Source organism: Sinorhizobium terangae (genome assembly GCF_029714365.1).
Classification (GTDB): Bacteria; Pseudomonadota; Alphaproteobacteria; order Rhizobiales; family Rhizobiaceae; genus Sinorhizobium; species Sinorhizobium terangae.
The window spans coordinates 3,442,819-3,458,987 of record NZ_CP121659.1 but is presented as its reverse complement, the minus strand read 5'-3'; the positions used below and the strand labels follow the sequence as shown (position 1 = coordinate 3,458,987).

At 62.9% G+C, this 16,169-nt stretch carries 12 protein-coding genes and 1 pseudogene; 8 read left to right on the top strand and 5 right to left on the bottom strand.

Going from position 1 to position 16,169, the window contains the following annotated elements; genetic code table 11:
• Positions 1–62 precede the first annotated feature (62 nt).
• The gene (locus tag QA637_RS16410) at positions 63–854 is read left to right on the top strand and encodes a carbon-nitrogen hydrolase family protein (RefSeq protein WP_283062356.1); all 792 of its coding nucleotides are present in this window, start codon (positions 63–65) and stop codon (positions 852–854) included.
• Between the two features lie 66 nt (positions 855–920).
• Here the strand turns inward: QA637_RS16410 and QA637_RS16405 are convergent, their stop codons facing one another.
• Positions 921–2,678: a glucan ABC transporter ATP-binding protein/ permease gene (locus QA637_RS16405; protein WP_184108633.1), complete on the bottom strand. Its 1,758-nt coding sequence runs from the start codon at positions 2,676–2,678 to the stop codon at positions 921–923.
• Between the two features lie 388 nt (positions 2,679–3,066).
• Here QA637_RS16405 and QA637_RS16400 point away from each other — a divergent pair.
• The 3 genes and pseudogenes from QA637_RS16400 (at position 3,067) to QA637_RS16390 (ending at position 8,236) form a co-directional block, all read left to right on the top strand.
• Positions 3,067–3,808 (top strand): annotated as a pseudogene (locus tag QA637_RS16400) (LuxR family transcriptional regulator).
• A gap of 358 nt (positions 3,809–4,166) precedes the next feature.
• A complete protein-coding gene (gene pyc / locus QA637_RS16395) occupies positions 4,167–7,625 on the top strand; it encodes a pyruvate carboxylase (RefSeq protein ID WP_153436827.1) in 3,459 nt (1,152 codons plus the stop codon).
• Positions 7,626–7,807: 182 nt separating this feature from the next.
• On the top strand, positions 7,808–8,236 hold the full coding sequence (locus QA637_RS16390; protein ID WP_153436826.1) for a lipocalin-like domain-containing protein: 429 nt from the start codon (positions 7,808–7,810) through the stop codon (positions 8,234–8,236).
• A 185-nt stretch (positions 8,237–8,421) separates the two neighbouring features.
• Here the strand turns inward: QA637_RS16390 and QA637_RS16385 are convergent, their stop codons facing one another.
• The 3 genes from QA637_RS16385 to QA637_RS16375 form a co-directional block, all read right to left on the bottom strand.
• Positions 8,422–9,183, bottom strand: a complete 762-nt coding sequence (locus QA637_RS16385; RefSeq protein WP_153436825.1) for an amino acid ABC transporter ATP-binding protein — start codon at positions 9,181–9,183, stop codon at positions 8,422–8,424.
• Entirely contained in the window at positions 9,180–9,860 is a 681-nt protein-coding gene (locus QA637_RS16380; protein WP_136505321.1) for an ABC transporter permease subunit, read from the bottom strand. Before QA637_RS16380 ends, QA637_RS16385 begins: the two co-directional genes overlap by 4 nt.
• A gap of 262 nt (positions 9,861–10,122) precedes the next feature.
• Positions 10,123–10,896 (bottom strand): amino acid ABC transporter substrate-binding protein, encoded by a 774-nt coding sequence (locus QA637_RS16375; RefSeq protein WP_153436871.1) that lies wholly within the window; start codon positions 10,894–10,896, stop codon positions 10,123–10,125.
• A gap of 290 nt (positions 10,897–11,186) precedes the next feature.
• Between QA637_RS16375 and QA637_RS16370 the strand changes: the two genes are divergently transcribed.
• The 4 genes from QA637_RS16370 (at position 11,187) to ispG (ending at position 15,250) form a co-directional block, all read left to right on the top strand.
• Positions 11,187–11,969, top strand: coding sequence for a DeoR/GlpR family DNA-binding transcription regulator (locus QA637_RS16370; protein WP_153436824.1), 783 nt, complete (start codon positions 11,187–11,189; stop codon positions 11,967–11,969).
• Positions 11,966–12,352 carry a VOC family protein gene (locus QA637_RS16365; RefSeq protein ID WP_153436823.1) on the top strand — a complete coding sequence of 129 codons (387 nt, stop codon included), beginning with the start codon at positions 11,966–11,968 and terminating at the stop codon, positions 12,350–12,352. The genes QA637_RS16370 and QA637_RS16365 overlap by 4 nt, the downstream gene beginning before the upstream one ends.
• Positions 12,353–12,396: 44 nt before the next feature.
• On the top strand, positions 12,397–13,590 hold the full coding sequence (locus QA637_RS16360; RefSeq protein WP_167528133.1) for an MFS transporter: 1,194 nt from the start codon (positions 12,397–12,399) through the stop codon (positions 13,588–13,590).
• 406 nt (positions 13,591–13,996) lie between these two features.
• Positions 13,997–15,250 carry a flavodoxin-dependent (E)-4-hydroxy-3-methylbut-2-enyl-diphosphate synthase gene (gene ispG, locus QA637_RS16355; protein WP_153436822.1) on the top strand — a complete coding sequence of 418 codons (1,254 nt, stop codon included), beginning with the start codon at positions 13,997–13,999 and terminating at the stop codon, positions 15,248–15,250.
• A gap of 68 nt (positions 15,251–15,318) precedes the next feature.
• Here the strand turns inward: ispG and QA637_RS16350 are convergent, their stop codons facing one another.
• Positions 15,319–15,960, bottom strand: a complete 642-nt coding sequence (locus tag QA637_RS16350) for a LysE family translocator (RefSeq protein WP_283062349.1) — start codon at positions 15,958–15,960, stop codon at positions 15,319–15,321.
• Positions 15,961–16,169: the final 209 nt, after the last annotated feature.

Genomic DNA, 16,169 nt, shown 5'->3' with positions numbered 1-16,169 from the left:
GCAATAGGGCATTTCGGTTGAAAGTAGCGACAGCACAGAGTGACGTCTCGCCGGAGATTGCGGTGAATGGAGCAGTGATACGCGAGCTGATCAACAGCGCCGCGCGTCAGGCCGCGCGTGTGATCAACTTCTGCGAAGGTGCGCTGTCGGGCTATGCGAAGCCGCAAATAGGAAGTCCTGATCGCTGGCGGGATTTCGATTGGGATCGACAGGAAGCCGAGCTTCGGTCCATAGCCGAGGTCTGCCGACAACTCCGCATCTTTGCCGTCGTCGGTGCTGCGCATCGGCTCTCGGGGGGTTATCCGCCCCACAACAGCCTCTACGTGTTTGCGGACGATGGAAGGCTGCTTACGAGATACGACAAGAGATATCTTTCGAACAGCGAACTCGGCGGCTGGTATACGCCGGGAGTACAGCCGATCACGTTCGAGGTCGATGGCCATCGTTTCGGCTGCGCGGTATGCATCGAGTGCCAGTTTCCGGAGGTATTCGCCGAATACGAGCGTCTCGGCGTCGATGCGGTTCTGTTTTCCTCCTATGGCATTCCACCGCACTTCCAAATCGCGCTGCAGGCACATGCGGGGCTGAACTGCCTTTGGATCGCCGCCGCGACACCAGCACAAAAAGCCCACAAGGGCGTCGGAGGCATGATCGGCCCCGATGGACAGTGGATCAATCGATGCTCGCAATCGCTTGAGCCCAGCCTAGCGATCGCGACGCTCGACCGGGCCGATCCGGCTTACGAAGTCCCGCTTCAAAAGGCCCGTCCCTGGCGGGCCAGGGCAAGGCAGGGAGAGATCTACCGGGAGAAAATGGTGAATGATCTCAGAAGCCTCAACAGAAGCAGATACTGAGTCCCATTGACTAAAAACAAGAATGCCCCGGCATGGCCGGGGCATTTAATCTGACGTCTACCGATATCACGCCGCCGTGAGGCTCTTGCGGACATCCTCGTCCGTGAGAATACCGCTGGCGCGCAGCAGCGCGGCGAAGCGGCCGTTGCTCTGGCTGAGCTCGTTGAAGCCGCCCATTTCGACGACCCGGCCCTGATCCATGAAGACGACGAGGTCGGCCTCGCGCACCGTCGACAGGCGGTGGGCGATGATGAAGGTGGTGCGATCCTTGCGCAGCATATCGATCGCGTCCTTCACGCGGGCCTCGGTCTCGACGTCGAGCGCGCTTGTCGCCTCGTCGAGTACCAGGATCGGCGAGTTCTTGAGGATCGCGCGGGCGATGGCAACGCGCTGGCGCTCGCCACCCGAGAGGCGGTTGCCGCGCTCGCCGACGAGGGTGTCGTAGCCGTTCATGCGGCTTTCGATGAAGTCGGCGGCGGCTGCGGCTTCGGCGGCGGCCATGACCTCGTCGAGCGAGGCGTCGTCGCGGCCGAGGCGGATGTTGTCGCCGATCGAGCGGTTCATGAGGCCCGCATCCTGGAAGACCGTGGCGATCGACCGGCGCAGCGACTTGCGGGTGACCGTCGAGATGTCGACGCCGTCGATCAGGATCTGGCCGTGCTTCGGATCATGGACCCGCTGCAGCAGGTTGACGAGCGTCGTCTTGCCGGCGCCGGTGGGGCCGACGATGGCGATCGTCTGGCCGGCCTTCGCCGTGAAGGAGACGTTATGTACGCCCTGGTTCGTATTGGCGAAGTCGAAGGACACGTCGCGGAATTCCACCTCGCCGACGACGCCGGTCAATTCCTTGGCGCCGGCCGGCTCTTCGCGTTCGCGGACCGAATCCTCGAGGTTATAGAAGTCCTCGAGCTTGGCGCGCGCCTCGAAGATCTGGGTGGCAAAGGCCTTCATCTGGTCGAGCCGGCCGATCAGGAGGTTGGCAAAGCCGATGAAGGCAACGACCTTGCCGACGCCGAGCTCGCCGCTCTGCACCAGAACCGTGCCGATGACGAGGATCGCCATCATCGAGATGGTCGAGGCCATGCGGTTGAGCGCGCTGGCGAGTGCCCACCAGTCGAGCACCGGATACTGCGCCGACAGCAGCCGCTCGGTGAACTTCTTCAGTTCGTGCGTTTCAGCCTCGATGCGGTTGTAGCTGTGCACCACGGAAACGTTGCTGATCGCATCGGAGACGTGGGAGAAAACCGTATGGTAGTGGTTCTCGACGGACGCCTGGCCGTCCTTCGTGCGGTCCATCACGACCTTGCTGATCGCCACATAGGCCACGCCGAGGATGACGAGGACGATCGACAGGCGGACGTCCATGGAGAAGGCGGTCGGCACCAGGAGCGCGAGTGCGACGACGGTCGACAGGTGCTGCCGCATGCCTTCGAGCCAGAGACCGAAGAGGGTCTCGCAGGCGCGAAGCAGCGTGTGCAGCGCGTTGGAGGTGCCGCGCTGGCTGTGCCAGGAGAGCGGCATGGAGATGATCCGCCCGAAGGCTTCGGTCAGGAGCGACGCCCGCCGGCCATGCGCAAGGCGGTCGGCCCCGCGGGAGACGAGCACGAAGGCGACGGTATTGAAGATGCCGAAACCCGCCCACAGGAAGAGCACCGGCGCGACTTCCTTTTGCGACGAGATCGCGTCGATGATTCGGCCAAAGAGAATCGGCTCGGCAATCGTGACGACGGCAAGCACGATGTTGGCGATGACGATCGCCCCGACGCGGAATTTGTGAACGGCAAGATACTGAAGCGCTCTTGCATACACCTGGAACAAAGACACTGTCTCACCCCTTCTGGGCATCGGATGTTGCGCCGCAGCAATGTTTCGATGCGGCAGTGCATTTGCGCCTTTGGCGATCCGGGGTGGGGGAATTCTTCCCACCGTGCCGGGCCGTCAAAGCCCCACTGGGCGGCCTGTGAAATTCCTGCCGAAAACGTGGAGGCAAAACTCTGCTGACTTGCGGGAAGATCCGGTGCCAAGGGAGGATTGGCGGGATAATCCATAGTCCGCTATCTTTGCCTCCATTCCGATATTTTGCAGGTTTCGTACAAGACCGGGCGTGATAAGAAGAATTATCGCGGTTGCAACATGAATGGCTTCTGAACGGCGCGTTCATGTGAGGTCCTCATGCGCTGCGACCCTCGCATTCTCGACCTGAAGGTGTTCCATGAATATCACGTTGCTCGTTCAGTTTCTGGCGCTCCTGGAGGAGATGAAGACGCGCGAGGAGATTCTGCCCGAGTTCGAACGGCTGCTCGATCGTTGCGGTTTCGACTTCTACGGTGTCGTGCGCCAGCCCAAACCCCATGAGAACCCACTGAGGCTGCTCCTTGCCGGCCGCTGGCCGGACGGCTGGCCGCAGATCTACATCCGCAAGAAATATGTCGTCATCGATCCGACGATCCGCTATCTCGGCCATGCCCAGCGCGGCTTCCGCTGGCGCGACACGCTTGCGGCCTTCCGCTCGGATCCGCATCGCAAGCGCATGGAAAGCATGATGGTCGAGGCCCGCAATCACGGCCTCTTCGACGGCTATATTTTCCCGGTGCACGGCCGGCGCGGCCTGATGGGCAATCTCACGGTCGGTGGCCGCGTGGTGGACCTCAGCCCGGTCGAATTGAGCCTTTTCGACGCGATCGCCAAGAGGCTCTTCTGGAAGCTGCTGGAGCTCACCGATCCGGAAATCATGGCCGAGCTTATCTCGCGCGTCGAAGTCCAGATGACGCGGCGCGAAATGGAGGCGCTGAACTATCTTGCCGACGGCATGACGTCGAACGACATCAGCAAGGTCCTCGACATATCGAGCCACACGGTCGACTGGTACATGAACGGCATTCAGGAAAAGCTCGAAGGCGAAGAACCGCCATCACGTCGTCGCCATCGCCTTCCGTCTGGGGCTGATTTCTTAGTCCGTTCTCAACCAGGCGCTGAGCCAGACCCCCTTTGGCCTGCCGGCCATCTCCCCCACAAGGGGGGAGAATACTTGCGGCCTGCTCCTCGCTCCAAACAATACGGTGCTGCAACTGGGAACAGTGCTGACGAAGCGCAAAGGGGTGCCACATCTGTTCTCCCCCTTATGGGGGAGATGGCCGGCAGGCCAGAGGCGGTGGCCTCCGGCCCCGGGTGGGAACTGTTCCGACCTGGAGCCGAGTGACCGAATGGGCCAGGTTCGGTGTCGCATCTGAAATTGCACTTCCTCAAGTGACTCGCTAAAACTTTATTTCGCGGGTGCAGCATTCCCGCGTTTCAAGTCTTGAGGAGACCGACTTGCCCATCTCTAAGATCCTTGTTGCCAACCGTTCCGAAATTGCCATCCGCGTCTTCCGCGCGGCCAACGAACTGGGACTTAAAACGGTCGCGATATGGGCTGAGGAGGACAAACTGGCGCTGCACCGCTTCAAGGCGGACGAGAGCTATCAGGTCGGACGCGGCCCGCATCTTGCCCGCGATCTCGGCCCGATCGAAAGCTATCTGTCGATCGACGAGGTGATCCGCGTCGCGAAACTGTCCGGCGCCGACGCCATTCATCCGGGCTACGGTCTCTTGTCCGAAAGTCCGGAGTTTGCGGAAGCCTGCGCCGCCAACGGCATCACCTTCATCGGCCCGAAGCCGGAGACGATGCGCCAGCTCGGCAACAAGGTGGCGGCGCGCAACCTGGCGATCTCGATCGGCGTGCCGGTCGTGCCGGCGACCGAGCCGCTGCCGGACGATCCGGAGGAGGTGAAGCGGCTCGCCGCCGAGATCGGCTATCCGGTGATGCTGAAGGCTTCCTGGGGCGGCGGCGGCCGCGGCATGCGGGCGATCCGCGACCCGAAAGACCTGATCCGCGAAGTGACCGAGGCCAAGCGCGAGGCGAAGGCCGCCTTCGGCAAGGATGAGGTCTATCTCGAAAAGCTGGTCGAGCGTGCCCGCCACGTCGAAAGCCAAGTCCTGGGCGACACCCACGGCAACGTCGTGCATCTCTTCGAGCGCGACTGCTCGATCCAGCGGCGCAACCAGAAGGTCGTCGAGCGTGCGCCGGCGCCCTATTTGACCGACGCGCAGCGGCAGGAACTCGCCGACTATTCGCTGAAGATCGCCAAGGCCACCAATTATATCGGCGCCGGCACGGTCGAATATCTGATGGACGCCGACACGGGCAAATTCTACTTCATCGAGGTCAATCCGCGCATTCAGGTCGAGCACACCGTAACCGAGGTCGTCACCGGCATCGACATCGTGAAAGCCCAGATCCACATCCTCGACGGCTTTGCCATCGGCGCGCCGGAATCGGGCGTGCCGCGCCAGGAGGACATCCGCCTCAACGGCCACGCGCTGCAGTGCCGTATCACGACTGAAGATCCCGAACAGAACTTCATCCCCGACTACGGCCGCATCACCGCCTATCGCGGCGCCACCGGTTTCGGCATCCGGCTTGACGGCGGGACGGCCTATTCCGGCGCGGTGATCACCCGCTACTACGATCCGCTGCTCGAAAAGGTGACCGCCTGGGCGCCGAACCCGGACGAGGCGATCAAGCGGATGATCCGCGCGCTCAGGGAATTCCGCATCCGCGGCGTGGCGACCAACCTCACCTTCCTCGAAGCGATCATCAGCCATCCGAATTTCCAGGACAACAGCTACACGACGCGCTTTATCGACACGACGCCGGAGCTGTTCCAGCAGGTGAAGCGTCAGGACCGCGCCACCAAGCTACTCACCTATCTCGCCGACGTCACGGTCAACGGTCATCCGGAAGCCAAGGGCCGGCCGAAGCCCAATGACGACATCGCCGCGCCGGTAGTGCCGTTCATCAATGGCGAGGCGAAGCCGGGCACGAAGCAACTGCTCGACCAGCTCGGACCGAAGAAGTTCGCCGAATGGGTGAAGGCGCAGCCTCAGGTACTCCTGACCGATACGACGATGCGCGACGGCCACCAGTCGCTGCTCGCCACCCGCATGCGCACCTATGACATCGCCCGCATCGCCGGCACCTATGCCCGGGCGCTGCCCAATCTGTTTTCGCTCGAATGCTGGGGTGGCGCGACCTTCGACGTGTCGATGCGCTTTCTCACCGAGGATCCGTGGGAGCGGCTGGCAATGGTGCGCGAGGGTGCGCCGAACCTGCTCCTACAGATGCTTCTGCGCGGCGCCAACGGCGTCGGCTACAAGAACTATCCCGACAATGTCGTCAAATACTTCGTCGCGCAGGCGGCGAAGGGCGGCATCGACGTCTTCCGCGTCTTCGACTGCCTGAACTGGGTGGAGAACATGCGCGTCGCGATGGACGCGGTGGCGGCGGAGAACAAGATCTGCGAGGCAGCGATCTGCTATACCGGCGACATTCTGAATTCCGCCCGGCCGAAGTACGACCTGAAGTACTACACGGCGCTTGCCGCCGAACTGGAGAAGGCCGGCGCCCACATCATCGCCGTCAAGGACATGGCGGGACTTCTGAAGCCGGCCGCCGCTCGCGTGCTGTTCAAGGCGCTGAAGGAAGCGACCGGCCTGCCGATCCATTTCCACACGCACGACACTTCGGGCATTGCCGCCGCGACCGTGCTTGCGGCGGTCGAATCGGGTGTCGATATCGTCGATGCGGCAATGGATGCACTCTCCGGCAACACCTCGCAGCCCTGCCTCGGCTCGATCGTCGAGGCACTGGCCGGTTCCGAGCGCGATCCGGGCCTCAATCCGGAATGGATCCGCCGCATTTCCTTCTACTGGGAGGCGGTGCGCCACCAGTACGCGGCCTTCGAAAGCGACCTCAAGGGGCCGGCCTCGGAAGTCTACCTGCACGAAATGCCGGGTGGGCAGTTCACCAACCTCAAAGAACAGGCCCGGTCGCTCGGGCTGGAGGCCCGCTGGCACGAAGTGGCGCAGGCCTACGCCGACGCCAACCAGATGTTCGGCGACATCGTCAAGGTGACGCCGTCGTCGAAGGTCGTCGGCGACATGGCGCTGATGATGGTTTCCCAGGACCTGACGGTGGCCGACGTCGAGAACCCGGCGAAGGACATTGCCTTCCCGGAATCGGTCGTCTCGATGCTCAAGGGCGATCTCGGCCAGCCCCCGGGCGGCTGGCCGGAAGCGCTTCAGAAGAAGGTGCTGAAGGGCGAAGAGCCCTACACCGCCGTGCCGGGCTCATTGCTGCCGCCTGCCGATCTCGACGCGGAGCGCAAAAGCATCGAAGAGAAGCTCGGGCGCGAGGTCACCGACTTCGAATTCGCCTCTTATCTGATGTATCCGAAGGTCTTCACCGACTATGCGCTCGCCGCCGAGACCTATGGCCCAGTCAGCGTGCTGCCGACCCCGGCCTATTTTTACGGCATGGCGCCGGGAGAGGAGCTCTTCGCCGACATCGAGAAGGGCAAGACACTGGTCATCCTCAACCAGGCGCAGGGCGAGATCGACGAGAAGGGCATGGTCAAGATGTTCTTCGAACTGAACGGTCAGCCGCGCTCGATCAAGGTGCCGGACCGCAACCGCGGCGCTTCCGCGGCCATCCGCCGCAAGGCGGAGGCCGGCAATGCCGCCCATCTCGGCGCGCCGATGCCGGGTGTCATCTCGACCGTCGCCGTCATCACCGGCCAGCCGGTCAAGGCCGGCGACGTGCTGCTCTCGATTGAGGCGATGAAGATGGAGACGGCGCTGCATGCCGAAAAGGACGGCGTGATCGCCGAGGTGCTGGTCAGGGCCGGCGACCAGATCGACGCCAAGGATTTGTTGATCGTGTTTGGCGGATGAGGCTGCTCACCTTGTTGGATTGAAGGGCCGGCGTTCCAGGTGCCATTCTGCTGTGGATGTCGGCGTCGGGTTCCAGCCTGGACTTTGCCGGCCAAGTGCTTCTGAAGCTGCCTCTCAATGCCCCTTCGCACGCGAATTATGTTATTGTTGTGCGTTCCACGGAGCCTTTGAGGGGGGAACCGATGTCAAATGCATCCGCACTTCTTGGAACCTGGCGTATGCTGTCCTGGAAACGGAAGGCCGTCGCCACCGGCGAGGTCAGCGACGCCATGGGCGCGGACCCTGTTGGATACCTTTCGTACCACGCGGACGGTCGCATGATGGCGTTCGTGGCCAGTCGCGGACGTCCCATGCCCAAAGGCGCGAAGCCAACGGATGGCGAAAAGATCACTCTTTTCGATTCCATGCTGGCCTATTGTGGCTCTTACACCGTGGAGGGTGGCAGAGTCATCCATCATGTCGATGCAAGCTGGAATCCGGCGTGGGGAATATCCGATCTGGTCCGGCCGTACTCGGTCGATGGTGACAGGCTCGTCATCAGCGATGCTCCGGGGGTAGACCCTGGGACGGGCGAGGAAGTGCTTTACCGGATAGAGTTCCAAAAGGTCTGAGAAACTTTTATGTAGGTCCGCCTCGGCCGGCCTCGGGCGGCTGGGAGATGCTCCAGCCGCACGACGTGCGAGTCCGGCCAAGCGCGTCGCGTTCAATCGGACTCATGCGACGCGATTTAGGTCATTACTTTTATGCATGTCGTTGTCCCAAAACCGCTGCACACTTTTGGGCGACATGCATTAGATCAAATATCATAGCTCATCGGCGCGCTGAGCGAGGCGATGAACTTCTTCGTACGCTCGCGCTCGGGCGTCGAGAAGATCTTGCGCGGCGGACCGCTTTCGACCACGACACCGCCATCGAGGAAGATCACGTGATCAGCGACGCGAGAGGCGAGGCGAAGGTCGTGAGTCGCCATGATCATCGTCGTGCCTTCGCGGGCGAGGCGGCTCAAGACTTCCACAACCTCCTCGGCGAGTTCCGGATCGAGCGCGGAGGTCGGCTCGTCGCAGAGAAGGACGCGCGGTGAGGGCGCAAGCGCACGGGCGATCGCCACGCGCTGCTGCTGGCCTCCGGAAAGCGTCGAGGGCCAGGCATCCGCCTTGTGCGCCATGCCGACCTTTTCCAGGAGTTCGAGCGCGCGGGCGCGGGCGCGGTCGGCCGGCCATTTGAGGACGGTCACGAGACCTTCCATCACGTTGCCGAGCGCGGTCTGGTGGGGGAAGAGCTGAAAATTCTGGAACACCATGCCGGTTTGCCGGCGCAGCTTTTGGATCGCTCTCCAGCCGACCGTGCGGTGAGGTGCGAACTCCAGCCGTTCGTCGCCAAGCCGGATCGTCCCGTGTGTCGGGATCTCCAGCAGGTTCACGCATCTGAGCAGCGTGCTCTTGCCGCCGCCGGATGGGCCGACAAGCGCGGTTACCGAGCCTTCGGCCATCGTCACGCTGATTCCCTTGAGCACCAGGTTGGTGCCGAAGCGCTTTTCGATATCGGTGAGTTCGATCATGCGCGCGCCTCCAGGAAACCGCCATAACGGGCGAAGCGGTGCTCAAGCCTGACCTGCAGGGCCGACAGTACGGAGCTCATGGCAAGGTAGATCAGCGCCGCCTCGATATAAAGGATCAGTGGTTCATAAGTGGTCGCGACGATGCGCTGCGCCGTTTGAAAGAGCTCGGGCACGGTAATGGCTGCGGCGAGCGAAGTGTCCTTCACCAGCGAGATGAACGTGTTCGAGAGCGGCGGGATTGCGACCCGGGTCGCCTGCGGCAGGATCGTGCGTCGCATGACCTGGCTCCAGCTCATGCCGATCGAATAGGCCGCTTCCCACTGGCCGCGCGGCACGGAGGAGATCGTTGCGCGGATGATTTCGGATGTATAGGCGCCGATGTTGAGCGTGAAGCCGATCAGCGCGGCGGGGAATGCATCGAGCAATATGTTCATGCTCGGCAGGCCGTAGAAAATGACGAAGAGCTGGACGAGGAGCGGCGTTCCGCGGATCACCCAGACATAGAACCGCGCCACGGCGACGAAGGGGGCCGGCGCGAAGAGACGGACGAGTGCAGTGACGAGGCCCAGCAAAAGCCCGAGGGCGAAGGAAAGCAGGGTCAGCGGGACCGTGAAGATCAGCCCGGCCCAAAGCAGGGTCGGCAGCGATTCCGCCATCAGGTGAAGCCAGTTGGGCAAGGGAAAGCCTTTCAAAAAAGCGCGATCCGCTCCGGGGCCGGAACGGACCACGATTCATAAAGCAGGTTGGGGAAGGGTGTGAAGCCCGCATTCTCTGCAACTGCCCGTCGGGACCCCGGCCCTGCGGGCTGCCGCTCACCCTAGCCCTCTCCCCGCACGCGGGGAGAGGGGAATCTGGAGCGAGCCGCTTGTCCCTTCGCCCCGCTTGCGGGGAGAAGGTGCTGGCAGGCCGATGAGGGGCGGACGCGGCGCGTTCCCCAAGCTATTTTGAGACGTCGGCGCCGAAATACTTCTGCGATATCTTGTCGTAGGTGCCGTCGGCCTTGATTTCGGCAAGCGCCTTGTTGATCGCGGCCAAAAGGTCCGGCTCGTTCTTGCGGATGATGATGCCGGAATAATCGGCGTCGGCCTGTTCGGCGGCGATCTTCACGTTGGCGTCCGGCTTCTGCTTCTTGAAGTCGAGGAAGGATAGGCTGTCATTGATCGTCGCGTCGGCGCGCCCGGTCAGCACGAGCTGGATCGACTGGTCGAAGCCGTCGGTGCCGACGAGCTCGGCCCCGGAGGCCTGAGCGAGCTTGCCGAAGTTGCTGGTCAGCGACTGGGCGGATTTCTTGCCCTTGAGATCGGCGAAGCCCTTGATCTCCTCGTTGTCGCCCTTGACGATCAGCACGGCCTTGGAGGCGATATAGGGTTCGGAGAAATCGTATTTCTTCTTGCGCTCTTCGGTGATGCCGACCTGGTTGATGACCGTGTCATAGCGGTTGGCGTCGAGGCCGGCGATCAGACCGTCCCACTTGCCTTCGAGGAATTCGGCCTTGACGCCAAGACGCTTGGCAACTTCCTGGCCGATTTCGACGTCGAAGCCCACCAGCGTTCCGCCGGCATCATGATAGGTGAAGGGGGCGTAGGTGCCCTCGGTGCCGATTTTGAGAACACCGGCAGACTTGATCTGATCGAGGTTCGATTCCGCATGGGCAGGAGCGAAGGCGGCGACTTGCAGGAGCGCGGCGGCGAAAAGCGTCGGAAAGAGTTTCATTGTCTTGTTTTCCATCTCTTGTTCTCCGGCCCGTCGTCCGGATTGCGGCGACATTCGCACAAATCCGGGCGCGCCTGAGCGCATAAAACACCAATTCATCCGGCTTTCGATGAAGATTTTTCCTCAAACAGCCTCGAAATCCCAGCGAAAACACTCCGTTGGGGAATGTGTTGAGGCAATTGAAGTTCCACGAGCGGGCGAAGTTCCACGTGCGGGGCAATTGAATTCTTCGCGAAAGACTGCTATTCACGTTTTGACCGATTCATGCACGTTTATGCACGATTTGAGATATGGCGACCGACCTGCTGCTGCGCGAGAGGAAATTCCTGATCCAGGAACGGCTGAAAACCGACGGCCGGGTGCTGGCCGCCGATCTCGCGCGCGAATTCGGAGTCTCGGAAGACACGATCCGTCGCGACCTGCGCGAGATGGCTGCGGCTGGCCTCTGTGAGCGTGTCTATGGCGGAGCCCTGCCGCTCGCGCCGATGGCCGGCTCGCTCAGCCAGCGCGCCTCTCTGGCGCCGGAGCGCAAGGCGGCGCTTGCCCGCGCCGCGGTCGGCTTTATCCGTGAGGGCATGACGGTTTTCCTCGACGCCGGTTCAGCCAATCTGGCGATTGCCGAGGCGATCGAGCCGAACCTTTCGGTGACGATCGTCACCAACACGCCGCTTATTGCGGCTGCATTGATGGACAAAGCGGGCGTGGAACTTATCCTTGTCGGTGGTCCGCTCGATCGCGCGGTCGGGGCTGCGGTCGGCGCGCGGGCGCAACGCGATGCCGAGCTTCTGCGCCCCGATCTTTGCGTTCTCGGTGCCTGTGGCGCCGACCCGGAGGCGGGACTGACAGCCTTCCATTTCGAGGACGCGGCGTTCAAGCGTCTCATCGCCTCGCGAAGCCGCGCGGTTCTTGCCGCTATAACGAGCGACAAGCTTGGAACTGCCGCTCCCCATGCGGTGATCGGCATCGAGGCAGTGGCGACGCTGGTGCTCGAGGCCGACGCCCCCGAAGCCGCGATTGCCGCCCTCCGCGCGCGCGGCGCTGACGTCATCCTGGCGAAGGAGCCTGCCCGATGAACATCGCGCATGTCGCTCTTTGGACAAAAGATATCGACCGGATCGCCGCCTTCTGGACCGACTTCTTCGACGCCAGTGTCGGCGAGATCTATGAAAGCCGCCGCCGTCCCGGCTTCCGTTCGCGTTTCCTGACGCTTGGGAGCGGGCCGTCGATCGAGGTGATGGAGGGGCCGTGGCTTGCTCCCCATGACGAGGCGACGGTGGAACGCGTCGGCTATGCGCATATCGCCCTTTCGCTGGGCAGCGGCGAGAAAGTGGACGACATGGCGGAGCGGGCCGGGAAGAAGGGCATTCTCGTTTCCGGGGTGCGATGGACGGGTGACGGCTTCTACGAGGCCGTGATCCGCGATCCCGACGGCAATCTCATCGAAATCACCATTTGAGCCGGACGGTTCCGGCTGCGGGAAGGTTACTCATGGATCAGCGCATGGATCAGCGCACGCAAACCGCCTCTCAAGGCCTCGTCCGACAGGGTTACATGTCGAAGAACCGGCTTGCCGTATCGCTCCTGTTCCTGATGAACGGCTTCGTCACCGGCAGCTGGGCGCCGAAAATTCCGGAATTCAAGGACCGGCTCGGGATCGGCGAGAGCGTGCTCGGCCTGCTGATCCTGGTGTTCGGCATCGGCTCGCTGGTGCTGATGCCGATTGCCGGCGGCTTCATCGCCCGCGCCGGTTCGCAAAAGGTGGTCAAGGTCACAGCCGTCATTCTGTCGCCGCTGCTCCTGCTCCTGACGCTGGCCCCGAATGTCTGGACGGCGGCGATCGGCATGTTCCTCCTCGGCGGCTTTGTCGGCGCGATGGACGTGGCGATGAACGCCAATGCGGTCGAGGTCGAAAAGTCGATGCGGCGCGCCATCATGTCCTCCTGCCATGCCTATTGGAGTCTCGGCGGGCTGATCGGCGCCGGCATCGGCGGCGTCCTGATGGCGCGCGTCGGCGTCCTGCCGCACGTGCTTGTCGTCACGGTCCTTAGCCTTGTGTTTCTTGCTGTCGCCTGGCCGATGATCCTTGCCGACCAGCCTCATCCGGCAGCGGCGAAGGAGAAAGTGCGCCTGCCGCTCACGCCCCTGCCCTGGCTGATCGGCATTATGGCCTTGTTCTCGATGGTGCCGGAAGGTGCTGTCCTCGACTGGGGCGCGCTTTACCTCAAGAACGAACTCGGTGCCTCGGTCGAGCTTTCGGGCTTCGGCTTTGCCGCCTTCTCGGCGACCATGGCAACCATGCGCTTTGCCGGCGACCACGTGCGCGATCTGCTCGGCGCGAAGCGGACCTTGCGCATCTGCACGGTCACCGCGCTCGTCGGCATGGTCTTCGCCGGGCTTGCGCCAAATGCGTTCGTCGCGATCCTCGGCTTCGCCATCGCCGGGATCGGTATTTCCAACATGGTGCCGATCGCCTTCTCGGCCGCCGGCAACATGCCGGGGCTGCAGCCGGGCATCGGGCTCGCCGTCGCGACCACGATGGGCTATTCCGGCATGCTCTTTGCGCCGTCACTAATCGGCTTCATCGCGGAGCACAGCGGCTTCGCGATCATCTTCACCTCCGTCCCCGTGCTCTTCATTGTCGTGCTCTTGCTCTCGCATCACGCCGTTCATGCGGATCATGGCAAGGGGCATTAGATCACGCGGGATGCGGACAGGCCGCTATTCTCGTCCCGCTCAGAAGCGGAATGCCCCTCATCCCGCTGCCGCGACCTTCTCCCCGCAGGCGGGGAGAAGGGGCGTTCCGTCGGCGCCTCGCTTCTTGTTTTCTCGCAGCGTACCGCTACCTGCAGGCGCCAAAAGAAGCGAAGGAGCTGGGTGTGTGCCGCTTGTCCCCTTCGCCCCGTTTACGGGGAGAAGGTGGCCGGCAGGCCGGTTGAGGGGCCAATCGCCTGCCTTTACGAATCCCGCCATCAATTCGCCGTCAGCACATGATGTTGCCGTTGACAAGCGCGGATTCGTCCTCCACCTCAGGAGGCGAAAAGCGCGGAGCTTTTCTCAGTGCGTTTCCGCTCCGCTATGATGGGATAAAGAAGAGGCCTTCATGTCTTCTGCCTTCGATTTCGAGCCACAGCCACGCCGCGCCTCGGTCGCCGTCGATGTCGGCGGCGTGATCGTAGGTGGCGGTGCGCCGGTCGTCGTCCAGTCGATGACGAACACGGATACGGCCGATATCGACGCGACGGTTGCCCAGGTGGCGGCCCTCCACAAAGCGGGGTCCGAACTGGTGCGAATCACCGTCGATCGCGACGAAAGCGCTGCAGCGGTGCCGAAGATCCGCGAGCGCCTGCTGCGCCTCGGCATGGACGTGCCTCTTGTCGGCGATTTCCACTATATCGGCCATAAGCTCTTGGCCGATCACCCGGCCTGCGCCGAAGCGCTGGCGAAATATCGCATCAACCCGGGTAATGTCGGCTTCAAGGACAAGAAGGACAAGCAGTTCGCCGAGATCATCGAGATGGCGATGCGCTACGACAAGCCGGTGCGCATCGGCGTCAACTGGGGTTCGCTTGATCAAGAGCTGCTAACCCGGCTGATGGACGAGAACCAGGCCAAGGGCTCGCCGCTGACGGCACAGCAGGTCACGCGCGAGACGATCGTGCAGTCGGCACTTCTCTCGGCGGAACTGGCTGAAGAGCTCGGCCTGCCGCGCAACCGTATCATCCTTTCTGCCAAGGTTTCGGGCGTGCAGGACCTGATCGCCGTCTATGCGATGCTGGCCGCCCGTTCCGATCATGCGTTGCATCTCGGGCTTACCGAAGCCGGCATGGGAACGAAAGGCATCGTCGCATCCTCCGCCTCGCTCGGCATCCTGATGCAGCAGGGCATCGGCGATACGATCCGCATCTCGCTGACGCCGGAACCGGGCGGCGACCGCACACGCGAAGTGCAGGTGGCGCAGGAATTGTTGCAGGTCATGGGATTCCGGCAGTTCATTCCGGTGGTTGCCGCCTGTCCCGGTTGCGGCCGCACGACATCAACGGTCTTTCAGGAGCTGGCCCAGAAGATTCAGGAGGATATCCGCGCGAGCATGCCGGTCTGGCGCGAGAAATATCCGGGCGTGGAAGCGCTGAAGGTTGCCGTCATGGGCTGCATCGTCAACGGCCCCGGCGAAAGCAAGCACGCCGATATCGGCATCTCGCTTCCCGGCACCGGCGAGACGCCGGCGGCCCCCGTCTTCATCGATGGCCAGAAGGCGATGACGCTGCGCGGGCCGAAAATCGCCGAGGAATTCCAGCTTCTCGTCGCAGATTATATCGAGAAGCGCTACGGTCGCGGCCAGGCGGCCGCGGAATAGTCGGATCTATTCCAATAAGTGGAGCGGGATGCGAGCGGAAAGCCGCACAAACTTTTCCTCATCCCGCGCTAAAGTCGCGCGGTCAGCAGCTTCAGGCCGGCAAAGGCGAAGAAGCCTGCCATCAGGCTTTCGATCATGCGCCGCGATTTGAGATAGGCGCGGTGGACCGGCGAGAGCGAGAAGACGATCGCGAAGCCGCAGAAGCACACGAGTCCGATCAGCATGCAGCCGCCGATGAAAGCGGCGGTAACGCCGGCCGGCGCCCCTTGCGGCATGCCGAGCGAGACCAGCATGATCCAGGCGAAGATCGCCTTGGGATTAGTCAGGTGGATCCCGAGTCCCTTGAGGTAGAGCTTCTTCAACGGCATCTGCAGCGGAACGCGAAGCGCCGCCCGTGACGCCTCGCCGCGCATCGCGGCCTTCAATGCATTATAGGCGAGCCAGAAAAGATAGCAGGCACCGGCGATCTTCAGGAAGATGATCGCCTGGCCATAGGTCCGGATGAGCGCCGAGAGGCCCGAGGCCGTCAGCATCGCCCAGGTATAGCTGCCGCTCAGCACGCCGAAGGCGAGCGCGAGGCCCGCCTTTCGCCCCTGGGTGACGGATGTCGCGATGATCGCCAGCACCGCCGGCCCCGGCGACACGACCGCGATGATATAGGCGGTCCAGGCGACGAAAAGCTGTGGCAGATGGGGCGTGAGGTCGAGCATGGCGGCGTCCGGCGATGATTGCGGAGGGGACAGTAGCCGAGGCTTTCGGCGGTGCCAATGGGAGGCGGTGTGCGGGCCTCACGCCGCTTCGACTTACCGCTCGGGCTGGGGGCGGGGAAAGGAGAGGTGCTGTGCCATCGGATCCCCCTCATCCGGCTTGCCGGCCACCTTCTCCCCGCAAGCGGGGCGAAGGGACAAGTGGCGCCCGC